General features: G+C 71.5%; 17 protein-coding genes. 10 read left to right on the forward strand and 7 right to left on the reverse strand.

Translation table 11 applies throughout. The annotated features are described in order from the left end of the window. Nucleotides 1–130 precede the first annotated feature (130 nt). The 4 genes from ACZ5NW_RS15655 to ACZ5NW_RS15670 all read left to right on the forward strand — a co-directional run bounded on the left by ACZ5NW_RS15655 (nucleotide 131) and on the right by ACZ5NW_RS15670 (nucleotide 2,609). On the forward strand, nucleotides 131–289 hold the full coding sequence (locus tag ACZ5NW_RS15655; RefSeq protein ID WP_020129281.1) for a DUF4177 domain-containing protein: 159 nt from the start codon (nucleotides 131–133) through the stop codon (nucleotides 287–289). Further along, entirely contained in the window at nucleotides 286–753 is a 468-nt protein-coding gene (locus tag ACZ5NW_RS15660) for a RidA family protein (RefSeq protein WP_468744352.1), read from the forward strand. Before ACZ5NW_RS15655 ends, ACZ5NW_RS15660 begins: the two co-directional genes overlap by 4 nt. A 143-nt stretch (nucleotides 754–896) precedes the next feature. Beyond that, nucleotides 897–1,775: an NUDIX hydrolase gene (locus ACZ5NW_RS15665; RefSeq protein ID WP_468744353.1), complete on the forward strand. Its 879-nt coding sequence runs from the start codon at nucleotides 897–899 to the stop codon at nucleotides 1,773–1,775. A 3-nt stretch (nucleotides 1,776–1,778) separates the two neighbouring features. After that, nucleotides 1,779–2,609: an MBL fold metallo-hydrolase gene (locus ACZ5NW_RS15670; protein ID WP_468744354.1), complete on the forward strand. Its 831-nt coding sequence runs from the start codon at nucleotides 1,779–1,781 to the stop codon at nucleotides 2,607–2,609. 129 nt (nucleotides 2,610–2,738) lie between these two features. Here the strand turns inward: ACZ5NW_RS15670 and ACZ5NW_RS15675 are convergent, their stop codons facing one another. Then, entirely contained in the window at nucleotides 2,739–3,413 is a 675-nt protein-coding gene (locus ACZ5NW_RS15675; RefSeq protein ID WP_029382547.1) for a Crp/Fnr family transcriptional regulator, read from the reverse strand. Nucleotides 3,414–3,725: 312 nt separating this feature from the next. On the opposite strand from ACZ5NW_RS15675, the gene nth reads away from it, so the two are divergent. The 3 genes from nth to ACZ5NW_RS15690 are packed head-to-tail and all read left to right on the forward strand — an operon-like array spanning nucleotide 3,726 to nucleotide 6,702. Beyond that, nucleotides 3,726–4,745 (forward strand): endonuclease III, encoded by a 1,020-nt coding sequence (gene nth, locus ACZ5NW_RS15680; protein WP_468744500.1) that lies wholly within the window; start codon nucleotides 3,726–3,728, stop codon nucleotides 4,743–4,745. Nucleotides 4,746–4,799: 54 nt separating this feature from the next. Next, on the forward strand, nucleotides 4,800–5,489 hold the full coding sequence (locus ACZ5NW_RS15685; RefSeq protein WP_468744355.1) for an NUDIX hydrolase: 690 nt from the start codon (nucleotides 4,800–4,802) through the stop codon (nucleotides 5,487–5,489). 13 nt (nucleotides 5,490–5,502) lie between these two features. Then, nucleotides 5,503–6,702, forward strand: a complete 1,200-nt coding sequence (locus ACZ5NW_RS15690; protein ID WP_468744356.1) for a MarP family serine protease — start codon at nucleotides 5,503–5,505, stop codon at nucleotides 6,700–6,702. Nucleotides 6,703–6,714: 12 nt separating this feature from the next. Here the strand turns inward: ACZ5NW_RS15690 and ACZ5NW_RS15695 are convergent, their stop codons facing one another. The 5 genes from ACZ5NW_RS15695 to acs form a co-directional block, all read right to left on the reverse strand. Continuing rightward, nucleotides 6,715–6,894, reverse strand: a complete 180-nt coding sequence (locus tag ACZ5NW_RS15695; protein WP_468744357.1) for a hypothetical protein — start codon at nucleotides 6,892–6,894, stop codon at nucleotides 6,715–6,717. 127 nt (nucleotides 6,895–7,021) lie between these two features. Further along, nucleotides 7,022–7,963, reverse strand: a complete 942-nt coding sequence (locus ACZ5NW_RS15700) for an alpha/beta fold hydrolase (RefSeq protein ID WP_468744358.1) — start codon at nucleotides 7,961–7,963, stop codon at nucleotides 7,022–7,024. After that, nucleotides 7,960–8,448 carry a phage holin family protein gene (locus ACZ5NW_RS15705; protein ID WP_468744359.1) on the reverse strand — a complete coding sequence of 163 codons (489 nt, stop codon included), beginning with the start codon at nucleotides 8,446–8,448 and terminating at the stop codon, nucleotides 7,960–7,962. The genes ACZ5NW_RS15700 and ACZ5NW_RS15705 overlap by 4 nt, the downstream gene beginning before the upstream one ends. Before the next feature lie 68 nt (nucleotides 8,449–8,516). Next, nucleotides 8,517–9,956, reverse strand: coding sequence for a Na+/H+ antiporter NhaA (gene nhaA, locus ACZ5NW_RS15710; protein ID WP_468744360.1), 1,440 nt, complete (start codon nucleotides 9,954–9,956; stop codon nucleotides 8,517–8,519). 148 nt (nucleotides 9,957–10,104) lie between these two features. Further along, nucleotides 10,105–12,063, reverse strand: coding sequence for an acetate--CoA ligase (gene acs, locus ACZ5NW_RS15715; RefSeq protein WP_468744361.1), 1,959 nt, complete (start codon nucleotides 12,061–12,063; stop codon nucleotides 10,105–10,107). Nucleotides 12,064–12,317: 254 nt separating this feature from the next. Here acs and ACZ5NW_RS15720 point away from each other — a divergent pair, with 254 nt between their 5' ends. Further along, entirely contained in the window at nucleotides 12,318–12,935 is a 618-nt protein-coding gene (locus ACZ5NW_RS15720; RefSeq protein WP_468744362.1) for an RNA polymerase sigma factor, read from the forward strand. Then, nucleotides 12,932–13,531 carry a hypothetical protein gene (locus ACZ5NW_RS15725; RefSeq protein ID WP_468744363.1) on the forward strand — a complete coding sequence of 200 codons (600 nt, stop codon included), beginning with the start codon at nucleotides 12,932–12,934 and terminating at the stop codon, nucleotides 13,529–13,531. Before ACZ5NW_RS15720 ends, ACZ5NW_RS15725 begins: the two co-directional genes overlap by 4 nt. Nucleotides 13,532–13,551: 20 nt before the next feature. Here the strand turns inward: ACZ5NW_RS15725 and ACZ5NW_RS15730 are convergent, their stop codons facing one another. Beyond that, a complete protein-coding gene (locus tag ACZ5NW_RS15730; RefSeq protein WP_468744364.1) occupies nucleotides 13,552–16,050 on the reverse strand; it encodes a bifunctional SulP family inorganic anion transporter/carbonic anhydrase in 2,499 nt (832 codons plus the stop codon). Between the two features lie 293 nt (nucleotides 16,051–16,343). On the opposite strand from ACZ5NW_RS15730, the gene ACZ5NW_RS15735 reads away from it, so the two are divergent. Continuing rightward, nucleotides 16,344–17,621 (forward strand): polysaccharide deacetylase family protein, encoded by a 1,278-nt coding sequence (locus ACZ5NW_RS15735; protein WP_468744365.1) that lies wholly within the window; start codon nucleotides 16,344–16,346, stop codon nucleotides 17,619–17,621. Nucleotides 17,622–17,625: the final 4 nt, after the last annotated feature.

Raw genomic sequence — 17,625 nt, forward strand, 5'->3', positions numbered from 1 at the left:
GGTCCGGTACGACAATCGGCAGGCCGTGGACGACCCTGGCCCGGTGCGACGAGGGGCCCGGTACGACAATGGGCGGGAGCGCGCACGGCACGCTGCGGCCCGGTCGGCGGCAGCGGATACAGTCGGCCCCATGACCAAGTGGGAATACGCAACCGTGCCGCTGCTCGTCCATGCCACGAAGCAGATTCTGGACACCTGGGGCGAGGACGGCTGGGAGCTCGTCCAGGTCGTGCCCGGGCCGAACAACCCCGAGCAGCTCGTCGCCTACCTGAAGCGGGCGAAGGCATGAGCGCCGTCGAGGCGAAGCTCGCCGAACTCGGTCTGACCCTGCCCGCGGTCGTGCCGCCGCTCGCGGCCTACCAGCCGGCCGTGCGGTCCGGCGCGTACGTGTACACCTCCGGTCAGCTGCCCATGGTGGACGGCAAGCTGCCGGTCACCGGGAAGGTCGGCGCCGAGGTCACCCCCGAGGAGGCCAAGGACCTGGCCCGCACCTGCGCGCTGAACGCCCTGGCCGCCGTGAAGTCGGTCGCCGGCGATCTGGACCGCGTCGCGCGCGTGGTGAAGGTCGTCGGGTTCGTCGCCTCGGCGTCGGACTTCACCGGCCAGCCGGCCGTGATCAACGGCGCGAGCGAGCTGCTCGGCGAGGTCCTCGGCGACAAGGGCGTGCACGCGCGCAGCGCGGTGGGCGTCGCGGTGCTGCCCCTCGACGCGCCGGTCGAGGTCGAGATCCAGGTGGAACTCACCGAGGCGTAGCCGTGCCCCGGGCGGGCCGCCACGGACTCGCCCGGCTCGCGGGAACGCCGTACGGCCCTCGCCCGGTGAACACCGGGTGACGCTCGCCCCCGCACCCCCTGGCGCCCCTCGAACATTCGCTCACCACGGGATAGCCTCCGGCCATGGCGAATGGGCAGGCGAATGGGCAGTGGTTCCCCCCGGACTGGCCGGAGCGCATCCGCGCGCTCGCGCAGGGCACGCTGGAGCCGGTCGTTCCGAAGCGCGCGGCCACCGTCATGCTGCTGAAGGACACCGCCGACGGCGGGCCGGCCGTCCATATGCTGCGCAGACGCGCCTCCATGGCCTTCGCCGGAGGCGCGTACGCGTACCCCGGGGGCGGGGTCGACCCGCGCGACGACGAGCGGCACGTCGGCTGGGCCGGCCCCACGCGCGCGTGGTGGGCCGGGCGGCTCGGCGTCGACGAGACGGCGGCCCAGGCGATCGTCTGCGCGGCCGTACGGGAGACGTACGAGGAGGCCGGCGTCCTGCTCGCCGGGCCGACCGCCGACTCGGTGGTCGGCGACACGACCGGCGCCGAGTGGGAGGCCGACCGGGCGGCCCTGGTGGCCCGTGAGCTGTCCTTCGCGGAGTTCCTGGAGCGCAGGGGGCTGGTGCTGCGCTCGGACCTGCTGGGCGCCTGGACGCGCTGGATCACGCCGGAGTTCGAGTCCCGCCGCTACGACACCTGGTTCTTCGTGGCCGCCCTCCCGCGGGGCCAGCGCACCCGCAACGCCTCCACGGAGGCCGACCGCACGGTGTGGATCCGTCCGGCGGACGCGGCGGCCTCGTACGACAAGGGCGAGCTGCTGATGATGCCGCCCACGATCGCGACCCTGCGCCAGCTGGCGCCGTACGCCACGGCCGCCGAGGCCCTCGCACAGGCCCCGGGCCGCGATCTGACGCCCGTGCTCGCCCAGGCCCGCCTGGAGGATGGCGAGGTCGTGCTGAGCTGGCCGGGCCACGACGAGTTCACCAAGCACATTCCGACCGGGGGAGCCTGAGGCATGACCGACGCAAGCGCTCTTCCCGGTCAGCCGCGCGGCGGGGTCCTGTCGGGGCCCGCCACCCCGCGCGCGGTCAACGTGCTCGCGCCGAATCCGTCGGCGATGACACTGGACGGCACGAACACCTGGATCCTCGCCGAGCCGGACTCCGAGCAGGCGGTCGTCGTCGATCCCGGTCCCCTGGACGACGCCCATCTGCGCGCGGTGATCGACACCGCCGAACGGGCCGGCAAGCGGATCGCCCTGACGCTGCTCACTCACGGCCACCCCGACCACGCCGAGGGCGCCGCCCGTTTCGCCGGGCTGACCGGCACGAAGGTACGGGCCCTGGACCCGGCGCTACGGCTGGGCGACGAGGGCCTGGCGGCGGGGAGTGTGATCGAGGTGGGCGGCCTGGAGCTGAGGGTCGTACCGACCCCCGGGCACACCGCGGACTCCCTGAGCTTCCATCTGCCGGCCGACCGTGCCGTCCTGACCGGCGACACGATCCTGGGGCGCGGTACGACGGTCGTGGCGCACCCCGACGGCCGTCTGGGCGACTATCTGGACTCGCTGCGGCGGCTGAGGTCCCTCACCGTCGACGACGGCGTCCACACGGTCCTGCCGGGCCATGGGCCGGTGCTGGAGGACGCGCAGGGCGCCGTCGAGTTCTACCTCGCCCATCGCGCGCACCGGCTCGCCCAGGTCGAGACGGCCGTGGAGAACGGCTACCGCACGCCCGCCGAGGTCGTCGCCCATGTGTACGCGGACGTCGACCGCTCCCTGTGGCCGGCGGCGGAACTGTCGGTGCGGGCCCAGCTGGAGTATCTGTCCGAGCACGGCCTCATCTGAGGCCGGCCCCATCTGAGGACCGGCCTTCCGAGGCCGCACCCGCGCCCACACGCGCGTGGGCCCGCCTCGCGATGCGGGGCGGGCCGTGCGTGTCGTACAGCGGTGTGTGTCGTACCGCGGGGCCGGAGGTCAGCGCGAGCGCTTGGCCAGTCGCTCCACGTCCAGCAGGATCACCGCGCGCGCCTCAAGGCGCAGCCACCCGCGCTGGGCGAAGTCGGCCAGCGCCTTGTTCACGGTCTCGCGGGAGGCGCCCACCAGCTGGGCCAGCTCCTCCTGGGTGAGGTCGTGGACGACGTGGATGCCCTCCTCGGACTGCACGCCGAAGCGGCGGGAGAGGTCCAGCAGGGCGCGCGCGACACGGCCCGGGACGTCCGAGAAGACCAGGTCGGACATGGCGTCGTTGGTCTTGCGCAGGCGGCGGGCGACGGCGCGCAGGAGCGCGGCGGCCACCTCCGGGCGCGCGTTCAGCCAGGGCTGGAGGTCGCCGTGGCCGAGGCCCAGCAGCTTGACCTCGGTGAGGGCGGTCGCCGTCGCCGTACGCGGGCCCGGGTCGAACAGCGACAGTTCGCCGATGAGCTCGCCGGGGCCCACCACGGCCAGCATGTTCTCCCGGCCGTCGGGGGACGTGCGGTGAAGCTTGACCTTGCCCTCGGTGACGACATAGAGCCGGTCGCCCGGGTCTCCCTCATGGAACAGGGAGTCGCCACGGGCGAGGGTCACCTCACTCATGGAGGCGCGCAGCTCCGCGGCCTGCTCGTCGTCGAGAGCCGCGAAGAGCGGGTTGCGTCGCAGGACGTCGTCCACGAGTTCTCTCCTTGTCGACCTGCTCAGGGGATCTTGCTCCCCCTTGTTACCAGGGGACCGTGCTCCCCATTTTGCCGGACGGTCCAAACAGTGTGATCTGTCACAAGGATGCCGCACACCTGTCCCGCGGTAAGCGGCAGGGGTCCAATCGGGGGCTGATCTTCCGGGTCCGGGGCGATTGTCGGTGTCGGGCTTTAGGCTGGCCGGGTGTCCAAATCGCCGGTGAGAGCACAGGCCAAGGGGGCTGGGCGGGTGGTTGTACGTCGCGATTCCGCTGTGGGCGAACAGGGCCCCGGTGGTTCCGGAAAGCCGGTGAAAGCCGCGAAGGCCGCGCAAGGCCAAAAGGGTACAAATGCCGCGAAAGCGGCGAAGGCGGTGAAGGTGGCCTCGGGTGAGACCCCGACCAAGAAGGCGACCCCTGGCAAGAAGGCCACCCCGGTCAAGAAGGCCGCCGCCAAGAAGGTGAAGGCGGCCGCCAAGGTGGCCGCGCCCGCGAAGGCCGCCGCCGGGGTGAGGAAGGCCGGGCCCGCGAAGACGGTCGCCGTGCGCCCGCCGAGCGGCGAGTCCCGTACGGCCCTGGTGCGCCGCGCCCGCCGTATCAACCGCGAACTCGCCGAGGTCTACCCCTACGCCCACCCGGAGCTGGACTTCGACAGCCCCTTCCAGCTGCTGGTCGCCACGGTCCTGTCCGCCCAGACCACCGACCTGCGCGTCAACCAGACGACCCCCGCGCTCTTCGCCAAGTACCCCACCCCCGAGGACCTGGCCGCCGCCAGCCCGGAGGAGGTCGAGGAGATCCTGCGGCCCTGTGGGTTCTTCCGGATGAAGACCAAGTCGGTCATGGGCCTGTCCAAGGCGCTCGTGGAGGACTTCGGCGGCGAGGTCCCCGGCACACTGGAGCAGCTCGTCCAGCTGCCCGGAGTCGGCCGCAAGACCGCCTTCGTGGTGCTCGGCAACGCCTTCGGGCGCCCCGGGATCACCGTGGACACGCACTTCCAGCGGCTGGTGCGGCGCTGGCAGTGGACCGACGAGACCGACCCGGACAAGATCGAGGCCGCGATCGGCGCGCTCTTCCCCAAGAGTGACTGGACCGACCTCTCCCACCATGTGATCTGGCACGGCCGCCGTATCTGCCACGCCCGCAAACCGGCCTGCGGCGCCTGCCCCATCGCCCCGCTCTGCCCGGCGTACGGCGAGGGCGAGACGGACGCGGAGAAGGCGAAGAAGCTCCTGAAGTACGAGAAGGGCGGCTTCCCGGGGCAGCGGCTCAAGCCGCCGCAGGCGTATCTGGACGCGGGCGGGAAGCCGGCCCCGCCCCTGGGGGCCGGATGACGGAACGATCTCGGGGGTCCCAGGCGTTGAGCAGGTCGGACGGGGGGTGCTGTGATGGCGCGGGCGAGTGACATCCAGGGCGTGACGCTCAGCAAGGAGGGGCTGCCGGACTGGCTGGACCCGGTGGTGAGGGCCGTGGAGACCGTGGAGCCGCTGCAGCTGAGCCGGTTTCTGCCGCCCAAGGACGGAGCGGGTCGGCAGTCGGCGGTCCTGGTCCTGTTCGGCGAGGGGGAGCGCGGGCCCGAGCTGCTGCTGATGGAGCGGTCCAGCTCACTGCGCTCGCACGCGGGGCAGCCGTCCTTCCCGGGCGGCTCCCTCGATCCGGAGGACGGCGATCCGGGGGCCGACGGGCCGCTGCGGGCCGCCTTGCGCGAGGCCGAGGAGGAGACCGGTCTGGATCCCGCCGGCGTCCAGCTCTTCGGCGTGCTGCCCAAGCTGTACATCCCGGTCAGCGGCTTCGTGGTGACGCCGGTGCTGGGCTGGTGGCGGGAACCGAGCCCGGTGTGGGCGGTGGATCCGAACGAGACGGCGAGGGTCTTCACGGTCCCCGTGGCGGATCTCACGGACCCCGCCAACCGCGCCACCACCGTCCATCCCAGCGGCCACCGAGGTCCGGCATTCCTGGTCGAATCGGCCCTCGTCTGGGGATTCACGGCCGGCCTGATCGACCGCCTGCTGCACTACGCGGGCTGGGAGCGCCCCTGGGACCGGGAGAAGCAGGTCCCGCTCGACTGGCGGTCATGACAGGGTGTCCGGTGTGAATGTGCTGGACATCCTGCTGCTGGTGGCCGCCGTGTGGTTCGCCGTCGTCGGCTACCGCCAGGGCTTCGTCGTCGGCATCCTGTCGGTGATCGGTTTCCTGGGCGGCGGTCTCGTCGCGGTCTATCTGCTGCCCGTGGCCTGGGACGCGCTGACGGACAACTCCGAGGTGAGCACGACCGCCGCCGTCGTGGCGGTGGTCATCGTGATCGTCTGCGCCTCGGTCGGCCAGGCCCTGACCACCCACCTCGGCAACAACCTGCGCCGGTACCTCACCTGGAGCCCGGTCCGCGCCCTGGACGCCACCGGCGGCGCGCTGGTCAACGTGGTCGCGATGCTCCTCGTGGCGTGGCTCATCGGCTCCGCCCTCGCCGGGACGACCCTGCCGACCCTCGGCAAGGAGGTCCGCAACTCAAAGGTGCTGCTCGGCGTGTCACGGGCACTGCCCGACCAGGCCGACACCTGGTTCGCCGACTTCTCCTCGGTCCTCGCGCAGAACGGCTTCCCGCAGGTCTTCAGCCCCTTCGCCAACGAGCCGATCACCGACGTGCGGCCGCCCGACCCGGCGCTCGCCGCCAGCCCAGTGGCCACGCGCGCGCAGCGCTCCATCGTCAAGGTCATGGGCACCGCCGAGAGCTGCGGCAAGGTCCTGGAGGGCACCGGCTTCGTCTTCGGCGAGCGCCGCGTCATGACCAACGCGCACGTCGTGGGCGGCGTCGACGAGCCGACCGTCCAGATAGGCGGCGAGGGCCGCAAGTACGACGCGAAGGTCGTCCTCTACGACTGGAAGCGCGACATCGCGGTCCTGGACGTGCCCAACCTGAACGCGCCCGTCCTGCGGTTCACGGACGACGACGCGGCCAGCGGCGACGGAGCGATCGTCGCCGGCTTCCCGGAGAACGGCTCGTACGACGTCCGTGCCGCGCGCGTGCGCGGGCGCATCACGGCCAACGGCCCGGACATCTACCACCGCGGCACCGTGCGCCGCGACGTGTACTCGCTGTACACGACCGTCCGCCAGGGCAACTCCGGCGGCCCGCTGCTCACGCCCGAGGGCAAGGTGTACGGCGTGGTCTTCGCGAAGTCCCTCGACGACGCCCGGACCGGCTACGCGCTCACCGCGGACGAGATCGAGCAGGACATCACCGCGGGCCGCACCGCGAGCCAGCAGGTGGACAGCGACAACTGCGCCCTGTGAGAGGGCGAGGCGTCAGCCTCGCGGGTGACGTAGGCGCACCGAGACCCAGCGGGCCCGGCGGCGCAGGATGCGCGGAATGCCCACCCGGAGGTCACTGCCCGCTTGCGGGGCGGATCCTCGCTGGTGGGGGCTCAGCCCAGCGGCCGAGCGGCGGTTGCGTGCTACGTCACTGTAGTCGTGCGTCCAGCCCATACCCCGACGTCTGCCCCTGCCCCAAGGTCGATAACCGCCCTCGGCCCGGCCAATTGGCCTATGCGCCAGGCAATTGGCTGTTCGTAGGACAAGCGTTCCGGTCCGGATACCGGGCGCATCGGCGCGATCACCGATCGGGTTCGGGATCTTTCAGCCAGTTGACCAGCTCGGTGGAGAAGGCGGCCGGGTCCTCCTCGTGCGGGAAGTGGCCGAGGCCGTCGAAGAGGCGCCAGCGGTAGGGGGCCTCCACGTACTCGCCGGAGCCGGCCGCGCTGCGGGTGCGGGTCACCGGATCGAGGGAACCGTGCAGATGCAGCGTCGGCACCCGCAGGGGCCGCTTCATCCGGCGGTAGAACTGGATGCCGTCGGGGCGGGCCAGGGAGCGCACCAGCCAGCGGTACGGCTCGATCGAGCAGTGCGCCGTGGAGGGGATGCACATCGCACGCCGGTACGTCTCCAGGACCTCCTCCTCCGGGGTGCGCGGGCCGGACCAGTCCCGGATCAGCTCGCCGACCAGTGCGCCGTCGTCCGCCATGAGCTGCCGCTCGGGGATCCACGGCCGCTGGAACCCCCAGATGTGGGAGCCAGCGCTGGTCTGACGGGCGTCGGTGAGCATCGACGAGCGCCAGCGGCGGGGGTGCGGCATCGAGGCGACCGCGAGCCGTCGTACCAGCTTGGGGCGCATCACGGCGGCCGTCCACGCCAGATAGCCGCCCAGGTCGTGGCCGACCAGCGCCGCGTCCGGCTCGCCGAGGGAGCGGATCACACCCGTGATGTCGAGGGCGAGGTTGGCCGGGTCGTAGCCGCGGGGGGTGCGGTCGCTGCCGCCGACGCCGCGCAGGTCCATCGCGACCGCGCGGAAACCGGCGTCGGCGAGCGCGGTCAGCTGGTGCCGCCAGGTCCACCAGAACTGCGGGAAACCGTGCACCAGCAGGACCAGCGGCCCGTCGCCCAGCTCGGCGATGTGGAAGCGGGCGCCGTTGGCGGCGACGTCGCGGTGGTTCCAGGGGCCGTCCGGGCGTACGACCGAAGCGGGATGATGCGCCGAAGGCGTGGCCGGGTCCGTCATGACTGTGAGCGTGCCACAGCCTCGATGGCCTCCGGAGCCCGGTCCTGCGGGAGCTCCGGGCGCGGGTGCGGCTTGGCCTTCTGCAGGACGCCCGCCGTCTCCTTGACCGACGCGGCGACCTTCTGCGGCCCCTTGCCCTTCTTGGCCTTCTTCGCGAGGGCCACGCCGATCAGGGTGAGGACGAGGGCGACGAGGACGTTCGCCGCGAAGGACAGCAGGAAGCAGATCGCCAGGTTCCAGTCGCTCCACGTGCGGATGCCGTACGCCAGGGCGAAGTTCAGCATCGGCAGGGAGAAGACCAGCACGGCCCCGGCCAGCGAGAACGCCCCGCCGCTCGCCGCCCCGCGCTTGACGTCCTGCTTCAGCTGCGCCTTCGCCAGGGCGATCTCGTCGTGCACCAGCGCGGACATCTCGGTCGTCGCGGAGGCGAACAGCTGGCCGATGCTGCGTTCGGCGCCGACCGGGCTGCCGTCGGGTGCGCTCATCGCGGTCTCCCTCTTCTGCTGCTTCCGCATCTTCTGCGCGGCTGCTTCTTTTGTACCGTCCCGTCAGATCATGCCGGACGCTCGTCGTCCTCGCCCGTCCCGCCCGGCACTTCGGCGAGGCCGTGGCGCGCCGCGGCCTTCTCCGCGGCGATCCGGCGGTGCTCGGCGGCCTTGCGGTCGTGGATGGCCGCCATCCGCAGGTGGTACTCCGGATCGTCCTCCTCGTAGATGTCCGGGATGCCGTCCTGGTCCTCGTCGCGCTCCTCCGCCTCGGTGATGCGGCGGTATCTGGCGTTGCGCAGCTTCAGCAGGACGGTCGCGAGGACGGCGGCCGTCAGGGAGCCGATCAGCACGGACGCCTTGATCTCGTCGGTGAGCGCCGCGTCGCCCTCGAAGGCGAGCTCGCCGATGAGGAGGGAGACGGTGAAGCCGATGCCGGCCAGGGAGGCGACGGCGAAGACGTCCGCCCAGGCGAGGTCCTCGCTGAGGGAGGCGCGGGTGAAGCGGGCGGTGAGCCAGGTGCCGCCGAAGATGCCGACGGTCTTGCCGACGACCAGACCGAGCGCCACGCCGAGGGTCTCGGGCCGGGTGAAGACGTCCGCGAGGGCTCCGCCCGTCAGGGTGACACCGGCGCTGAACAGCGCGAACAGGGGCACGGCGAGGCCCGCCGACAGGGGTCGTACGAGGTGCTCGATGTGCTCGCCGGGGGAGTGCTCCTCGTCGGCGTGCGGGGTGCAGCGCAGCATGAGGCCCATGGCGACGCCGGCGATGGTGGCGTGGATGCCGCTGTTGTACATCAGCGCCCAGATGACGAGGGCGAGGGGGACGTAGACGTACCAGCCGCGCACCCCCTGGCGCAGCAGCAGCCAGAACACGCCGAGGCCGACGACCGCGCCCGCGAGGGCCGCGAAGTCGATGGTGTCGGTGAAGAAGACGGCGATGATCAGGATCGCGAAGAGGTCGTCGACGACGGCGAGGGTGAGAAGGAAGGCGCGCAGGGCGCTCGGCAGGGAGGTGCCGATGACGGCGAGGACGGCGAGCGCGAAGGCGATGTCGGTGGCGGTGGGCACGGCCCAGCCGCTGGTCGCGCCGTCCCCGGTGAGCGCGGTGAGCGTGTACACGAGCGCCGGTACGGCCATGCCGCACACGGCCGCGATCACGGGCAGCACGGCCGCCCTGGGATCGCGCAGGTCTCCGGCGACCAGCTCGCGCTTGAGTTCGATGCCGGCGACGAAGAAGAAGATCGCGAGGAGGCCGTCGGCGGCCCAGTGCTCGATGGAGAGGTCGAGGCCGAGGGCCTCGGGGCCCAGGTGGAAGTGGCTGACGCTCTCGTAACTGTCGCGCAGCGCGGGGATGTTCGCCCAGACCAGGGCGGTGACGGCGGCGATGAGGAGCAGTACGCCACCGACGGTCTCGGTCCGCAGGGCGTCCCCGACGAAGGTCCGCTCGGGCAGCGAGAGCCGGCCGAGGAACCTACGGGCGGGGGTGGCGGTGCGGGGCGCGGTCACGGGGGGACCTCCGGGTGGCGGGCAGGGCGGAGCACACGCCGACCAGACTTCCCGGCACACCTTGAGGATCACGTTGTTTTGTTTACTTTACCTAAAAAGGGCGCCCGGCGCGCTTTCACGCCGGGCGCCCCCTTCGAGTGCCGGAGGCTCAGTCCTCGCTCGGCGCCGCGGGGAGCTTCGCCTGGATCAGGTCCATCACCGTCGAGTCCGTCAGCGTCGTCACGTCGCCGAGCTGGCGGTTCTCCGCCACGTCCCGGAGCAGACGGCGCATGATCTTGCCGGAGCGGGTCTTCGGGAGCTCGGCGACCGGCAGGATCCGCTTGGGCTTGGCGATCGGGCCCAGCGTGGTGCCGACGTGGTTGCGCAGGTCGGCGATGAGGTTCTCGTCCTCGGCGTCCGCCGTGCCGCGCAGGATCACGAAGGCGACGATCGCCTGCCCGGTGGTCTCGTCGGCGGCACCGACGACGGCCGCCTCGGCGACCGACGGGTGCGAGACGAGCGCCGACTCCACCTCCGTCGTGGAGATGTTGTGACCGGACACGAGCATCACGTCGTCGACCCGGCCCAGCAGCCAGATGTCGCCGTCGTCGTCCTTCTTCGCGCCGTCACCGGCGAAGTACTTGCCCTCGAAGCGCGACCAGTACGTGTCGAGGAACCGCTGGTCGTCACCCCAGATGGTGCGCAGCATCGACGGCCACGGCTCGGTCAGGACCAGGTAGCCGCCACCGCCGTTCGGCACCTCGTTCGCCTCGTCGTCGACGACCGTCGCGGAGATGCCGGGCAGCGGCGTCTGCGCGGAGCCGGGCTTGGTCTCGGTGACGCCCGGCAGCGGCGAGATCATCATCGCGCCGGTCTCGGTCTGCCACCAGGTGTCGACGATCGGGGTGCGGTCCGCGCCGATGTGCTTGCGGTACCAGATCCACGCCTCGGGGTTGATGGGCTCGCCCACCGAGCCGAGGACGCGGAGGGAGGACAGGTCGAACTTCGCGGGGATGTCGTCGCCCCACTTCATGAACGTACGGATGGCGGTCGGCGCCGTGTACAGGATGGTGACCCCGTACTTCTGCACGATCTCCCAGAAGCGGCCCTGGTGCGGGGTGTCGGGCGTGCCCTCGTACATGACCTGGGTGGCGCCGTTCGCGAGCGGCCCGTACACGATGTACGAGTGCCCGGTGACCCAGCCGACGTCGGCCGTGCACCAGTACACGTCCGTCTCCGGCTTCAGGTCGAAGACCGCGTGGTGGGTGTACGCGGCCTGGGTGAGATAGCCGCCGGAGGTGTGCAGGATGCCCTTCGGCTTACCCGTCGTGCCGGACGTGTAGAGGATGAACAGCGGGTGCTCGGCCTCGAACGCCTCCGGCGTGTGCTCGGTGGACTGCCGCTCCACGGCCTCGTGCCACCACACGTCACGGCTGTCGTCCCAGGCGACCTCCTGCCCGGTCCGCCGGACGACGAGCACGTGTTCGACGTTGTCGACGCGGGCGATCGCCTCGTCGACGGCCGGCTTGAGCGCGGACGGCTTGCCGCGCCGGTAGCCGCCGTCGGAGGTGATGACGACCTTGGCGTCGGCGTCCTGGATGCGCGTGGCGAGCGCGTCCGCCGAGAAGCCGCCGAAGACGACCGAGTGCGCGGCGCCGATGCGGGCGCAGGCGAGCATCGCGATCGCCGTCTCGGGGATCATCGGCATGTAGACGGCAACCCGGTCGCCCTTCTGAACACCCAGCTCCAGCAGGGCGTTCGCGGCCCGGGACACCTCGTCCTTGAGCTCGGCGTACGTGATGGCGCGGCTGTCGCCCGGCTCGCCCTCGAAGTGGATCGCGACCCGGTCGCCGTGCCCCGCCTCGACATGCCGGTCCACGCAGTTGTACGCGACGTTGAGCTCGCCGTCCTTGAACCACTTGGCGAACGGCGGGTTCGACCAGTCCAGCGTCTCCGTCGGCTCCTTGGCCCAGGTCAGCCGACGGGCCTGCTCGGCCCAGAAGCCCAGCCTGTCCGCCTTGGCCTGTTCGTACGCCTCCGCCGTGACATTGGCGTTCGCTGCCAGGTCGGCGGGCGGCGCGAACCTGCGCTCTTCCTTGAGCAGGTTGGCCAAGGATTCGTTGCTCACGACATCTCCCTCTCGAAGGGTGTCCGTTGTGTCCCAGGCCACAGCTCATCAGACCCGGGGGCCCGGTGACAAGGGGCGACGGAAAATTGGTTTAGACCTATGGGCTCTGTCTCGGCGGGTGTTCCGGTGGCCGGCCGGGCGGCCGCGGTCATCCCTACCCACGGCCGCCGGCCGGAGGGAGTTCAGCCCGTGTAACGCCTTTCGCCCGCCCGCCCAAGTACGGGTGAGACGACACCTACGAGAAAGGAGCCCGCATGGACCCGGTGGAGGCGATACGCGGCGGTCCGGCCGCGGCGGTACGGGATCCGCGACTCTTCGAGGAGTTCTACCGGCGGCACGTCGACGCGGTGACATCTTTCGTCGCCCGGCGTGTCGCCGACCCCCACACCGTCGCCGACCTGACCGCCGAGATCTTCCTGGCGGTCCTGGACTCCGCCCACACCTACCGCCCGGGCGCGGGCAGCGAGACGGCCTGGCTGTACGGGGTCGCTCGCAACGTCGTCGCGGGGGAGTACCGCAGGAGGGCCCGCGAAACGGCCCGCGACCAGCGCATCTCGGGGCGGCGGCTGCTGGAACCGGACGACATCGCCCGCCTGGAGGACAAGCTCGACGCCGAGTCCCCCGGCCGCCGCGCCCTCGCCGCGCTGACCCGGCTGCCGGAGGGCGAGCGCGCGGTGCTGGAGCTGATCGCCGTCGACCAGCTCACGGTCGGCGAGGCGGCGGCCGCGCTGGGCATCCGCCAGGTGACCGCCCGCGTGCGGCTGCACCGGGCGCGCAAGGTGCTACGGGCCCACACGGAACCCGAACCGCCCACCGAGCCGCAGGGTTCCGCACCGTCATACGTCATCGAAGGAGCAAGGGGAGAGGCATGACCACACAGACCACGTTCGAGGACCGGCTGCTGTCCGAACTGCGGCAGGAGGTCGAGAGGCGCGTGTCCTCGGCCGAGGGACGGGCGCCGAAGACGCGGCCCGCGCCCTGGCGCCGCGCGGTCACCACCCGCCGGTTCGCCCTCGCCGCCGGCGCGTGCGCGGTCGCGGCGCTCGCGATCACACTGGCTCCGGGCTCCCCCGCCGGTTCGCCCGCGTATGCCGTCGAGCGCAACGGGGACGGCACGGTGACCGTGACCGTCAAGGCGAAGGTGCCGGACCGCGACCTCCAGCGCAAGCTCGCCGAACGCCTGCGCGCGGAGGGCGTGATGGTCGACATCGCGGAGCTCCCTTACGGCCAGCAGTGTGCGTGGGGGCGAGGCGCGCCCTTGCGCAACCAGCCCCACTACTTCTCATCGAGCCCGGCCGACTCCGGGCACCCCTCGGAACTGTGGAACTGGACGGTCGTCCTCCACCGCGGCGACACTCTGGCCATCGAGAACTCCGACATCCCCAAGGAACAGCACCTCGGGAAGATGATGGCGCACATAACGGCGTACAAGGGCAAGGTGTCGCCCTGTGTGCCGGTGAGCCACTGACGCGCGCACCGGCACCGTGATCAGGCCGACAGGTCGGTCACCCGGACGTGGTCGAACAGCTGGCCCTCCAGGGCCTCGGTGAGCAGATACGCCTGAGCCTCGCCCACGTGGAAGTACATCCCGTGCAGCTCAAGCGCCCCGGCCCGCAGCGCCCGGGCCACCGACTCATGGGCGCGCAGATGGTCCAACTGCTGCACCACGTTGGTCAGGCACAGCTGCTCGACCGCGTCGGCCGGCGCCCGCCCGGCGAGCCGGGCCCAGGGGCGGCCGTCGTCGGCCATCCGCTCCAGGCTCGGCAAGCCGTGCCGCAGCCACCGCTTCAACGGGGTCCGCGCACCGCCGGGTTCGGAGCTGAGCAGGGCCTGCATGGCTCCGCACCCGGAGTGCCCGCACACCGTGATGGACCGCACCTCCAGCACGTCCACCGCGTACTCGATCGCCGCGGCCACCGAGTCGTCCCCGCTCTCCTCCCCGGGCAACGGCACCAGGTTGCCCACATTGCGCACCACGAACAGGTCGCCCGGACCACTGGAGGTGATCATCGAGGTCACCAGCCGCGAGTCGGCACAGGTGAGGAACAACTGCGACGGCCGCTGCCCCTCCCGCGCCAGCCGAGCCAACTCCCCCCGCACCAGCGGGGCCGTGTTCCGGTGGAACGCGCTGATGCCACGGGCGAGTTGGTGACTGCCGGGGGCGGAGACGGGGGCATCGGGGGCGGCTGGGCCGGTGGGGGCGACGGCAGCGGGAGCGGGAGCGGGAGTCGGTCTTGGGGCCGGGGGCGGCGGGGAGGAGGTCTGGGCCCATGTCGCGGTCGCGTCCTCGTTCGTCCCGTCGCTGTCGCCGCCGCCGCCGTCGGAGGGAAGGCGGGGCTGGTCGCACTGGTGGTTGCGCCAGGGCGTCCAGGGGCCGCAGTGGCAGTCGCTCGCGGCTCTCGGTGGAGCGGTCGGACCCGTCGGCTCGGCGATGCGCACTCCGCCCCGGCGGCCCGTGAGCTCTGCGGTGCCGCCCTGAGCGGTGTGCGTGCGCTGCCAGTCCTGCAGGGACTCGTACGCCGCGTGGTCCATGAACGAACCGTCCAACTCCACGACGGCGTGGGCGCCTTGGGGTACGAGATGCAGGGCCCGGCTGAGCCGCGGGACCGCGAGGAACGTCAACTGGCCTCTTACATGGACGTGATGGACTCCTTCCTGTTCGTGATGCGTGATGCGGGTGCGGGTGAGGCGGTGCAGGGCGGTGGCCACGGCGACGGCGATGCCGAGCCCCACGCCCTCCAGGACGCCGAGGACCACCACCCCGAGGGTGGTGACGGCGTACACCAGGACCTCTCGGTGGCGGGTCACCGTGCGGATGTGGTGCAGGGACACCATCTGGATGCCGACGGCCATCACCAGGGCGGCGAGCGAGGCGAGCGGGATGAACTCCAGGATCGGAACCATCAGCAGCGCGGCGACTACTACGAGAACGCCGTGCAGCATCGTGGAGTTCCGGCTCACCGCACCCGCTCGCACATTCGCCGAACTCCTCACCGCCACTCCGGCCACGGGCAGTCCGCCGAGCGCGCCGGAGACCACATTGGCGGCACCCTGGCCGAGCAGTTCGCGGTTCAGATCGGAACGGACGACCTGGAGGGACGGGCCGGTGCGCGAGGCGGCCAGCTTGTCCACGGCGACCGCGCCGAGCAGTGACTGCACGCTGCACACCAGCGTGGTGGTGAGCACGGCGGCGGCCAGCCCTAGCACCGGCCCGTCGGGCAATCCGGCCAGGGCGTGGCTGCTCCAGGACGGCAGATCGACCCGGGGCAGGGTGAGGCCGGTGAGCGCGGCGGTGGCGCTGGCCCCGGTGACGGCGACGAGCGCGGCCGGGATGCCGCGCAGCCACCGGCCCGCGCGGCCGGGCAGCCGCGGCCAGAGCAGCAGCAGGGCGAGTGTCAGGGCGCTGACCACCACGGCGGCGGGGTGCAGGTCGGCCAACTGGGCGGGCAGGGCGCGCAGATTGTCCAGGACGGAGCTCTGTGGACTGCCCCCGAGGACGATGTGCAGCTGGGCGACCGCGATGGTGACGCCGATGCCGGCGAGCATGCCGTGCACGATGGCCGGGCTGACGGCGAGGGCGGTGCGCGCCACCCGCAGACAGCCGAGGGCGAGCTGGGCGAGCCCGGCGAGGACGGTGACGGCGCAGGTCGTCCGCCAGCCGTAGCGGTGGATGAGGTCGGCGGTGACCACGGTGAGTCCCGCGGCCGGGCCGCTGACCTGCAACGGGGAGCCGCCGAGCCGGCCGGCGACGAGGCCGCCCGCGGCCGCGGCGACCAGGCCGGCCTGAAGGGGCGCGCCGGTGGCGAGGGCGATGCCGAGGGACAGGGGCAGGGCGATCAGGAAGACAGCGATCGAGGCGGACACATCGGCGCTCGCGAGCCGGAAACGGCGGCGCGGGGCCGGTGGGGGGCTGTGGGGCTGGTGGATGCGCTCGGCCGGGGCCGAGTCGGTCGGCTGGGACGCACGGGTGGGGGCGCAGGCGGACATGTTCCCGTCTCCTCCGGGGCAGCGCGGTCGCGGAACAGGTAGGGCCTCCGTCGATGGCGGAGGCGTCGCGGCCGTGGGTCACGGCGTGCAGCGGCGGGATGAATCAACGCTCGGTAAATGGATCGTAATGCAGAGTAAAGGCCGGGCATGGAATTTTGTGGCAAATGGGGCAGTAATTCACCCAGTGGGGTGAAGTGGGCATTTCATCGGCTTGTCGTATTAATTCCTTCTCGGCTCCATGCGACCTTGGCGGCGCTGTCGGCACCCGAGAGAAGGAAGAAGGTGGGCCGAACATGGCCGCCACCCCCAGGATCGCCGCGGGCACCGTGCTGGCCGCGGTCTGCGCCGCATCGCTCGCCGGTTGCGCGACCGGCACCGAACCGGACCGGCACGGGGCCTCCGGACCGCAGAGGGCGAAGGCCGCCCCCGCGCCCAGGAGCGTGTTCCGGCTGATCGGCGACGGGTCCACCGCGTACACCGGAGCCCAGCCGCACCTGCCGCGGCCCGAGCGGCTCGGGCCCGGCCAGAAGCCCCCGCAGTTCGTGGTGTTCTCCTGGGACGGCGCCGGCGAGGACAGCCAGAAGCTGTTCTCCCACTTCCGCGAGGTCTCCAAGGCGAACAACGCGACCATGACGTACTTCCTCAGCGGCGTGTACATGCTGCCGGAGGACAAGCGTGACCTGTACAAGCCGCCGCAGCACTCACCGGGCCGCTCCGACATCGGCTTCAACGACCAGCAGGGCATCGCCGACACCGTCAAGCAGCTGCGTCTGGCGTGGCTGGAGGGCAACGAGATCGGCACCCACTTCAACGGCCACTTCTGCGGCAGGAACGGCGGTGTCGGCCAGTGGTCCGTCGAGGAGTGGAAGGACGAGATCGCCCAGGCCAAGCAGTTCGTCAAGACCTGGAAGACCAACACCGGGATGACGAACGCGGCCCCCTTGCCCTTCGACTACGACAAGGAGCTCATCGGCGCCCGCACCCCCTGCCTGGAGGGTCAGCGGAACTTCATGAAGGCCGCGAGCGAGCTGGGCTTCCGCTATGACACCAGCGGCGTCGACAACCAGGTCTGGCCCCGCAAGAGGGAAGGGCTGTGGGACCTGTCCATGCAGCTCGTGCCCTTCCCCGGCCACTCCTACGAGCAGCTCACCATGGACTACAACTTCATGGTCAACCAGTCGGGCACCAGGACCCAGGGCAACCCCGCCAAGTACGGCTTCTGGGGCGACCAGATGCGTGACGGCTTGCTCAAGGGCTTCCAACGCGCCTACGACGGCAACCGCGCGCCCCTGATCATCGGAAACCACTTCGAGTCCTGGAACGGCGGCACCTACATGCGCGCCGTCGAGGAGGTCGTCGAGACCGTCTGCACCAAGCCCGATGTGCGCTGTGTGTCCTTCCGCCAGCTGGCCGACTGGCTGGACGCCCAGGACCCGAAGGTGCTCGCCAAGCTGCGCACCCTCGACGTCGGCGAGGCGCCGAAGGAGGGCTGGGAGGCCTTCCTGTCGGACCGCCCCGCCCCGGCCCCGAAGGGGGTGCCCGGGGCGCCGGCGATCACCTCACGGTCGTAGGGCC

It is taken from the genome of Streptomyces sp. NPDC032126 (assembly GCF_055580085.1).

What these genes read in the sequence shown, in the direction of transcription:
- ACZ5NW_RS15655 (WP_020129281.1), top strand. Translation starts at nt 131, where the DNA reads ATGACCAAGTGGGAATACGCAACCGTGCCGCTGCTCGTCCATGCCACG.
- ACZ5NW_RS15660 (WP_468744352.1), top strand. Translation starts at nt 286, where the DNA reads ATGAGCGCCGTCGAGGCGAAGCTCGCCGAACTCGGTCTGACCCTGCCC.
- ACZ5NW_RS15665 (WP_468744353.1), top strand. Translation starts at nt 897, where the DNA reads ATGGCGAATGGGCAGGCGAATGGGCAGTGGTTCCCCCCGGACTGGCCG.
- ACZ5NW_RS15670 (WP_468744354.1), top strand. Translation starts at nt 1,779, where the DNA reads ATGACCGACGCAAGCGCTCTTCCCGGTCAGCCGCGCGGCGGGGTCCTG.
- ACZ5NW_RS15685 (WP_468744355.1), top strand. Translation starts at nt 4,800, where the DNA reads ATGGCGCGGGCGAGTGACATCCAGGGCGTGACGCTCAGCAAGGAGGGG.
- ACZ5NW_RS15695 (WP_468744357.1), bottom strand. Translation starts at nt 6,894, where the DNA reads ATGGGCTGGACGCACGACTACAGTGACGTAGCACGCAACCGCCGCTCG.
- ACZ5NW_RS15700 (WP_468744358.1), bottom strand. Translation starts at nt 7,963, where the DNA reads ATGACGGACCCGGCCACGCCTTCGGCGCATCATCCCGCTTCGGTCGTA.
- ACZ5NW_RS15705 (WP_468744359.1), bottom strand. Translation starts at nt 8,448, where the DNA reads ATGAGCGCACCCGACGGCAGCCCGGTCGGCGCCGAACGCAGCATCGGC.
- ACZ5NW_RS15720 (WP_468744362.1), top strand. Translation starts at nt 12,318, where the DNA reads ATGGACCCGGTGGAGGCGATACGCGGCGGTCCGGCCGCGGCGGTACGG.
- ACZ5NW_RS15725 (WP_468744363.1), top strand. Translation starts at nt 12,932, where the DNA reads ATGACCACACAGACCACGTTCGAGGACCGGCTGCTGTCCGAACTGCGG.
- ACZ5NW_RS15730 (WP_468744364.1), bottom strand. Translation starts at nt 16,050, where the DNA reads ATGTCCGCCTGCGCCCCCACCCGTGCGTCCCAGCCGACCGACTCGGCC.
- ACZ5NW_RS15735 (WP_468744365.1), top strand. Translation starts at nt 16,344, where the DNA reads ATGGCCGCCACCCCCAGGATCGCCGCGGGCACCGTGCTGGCCGCGGTC.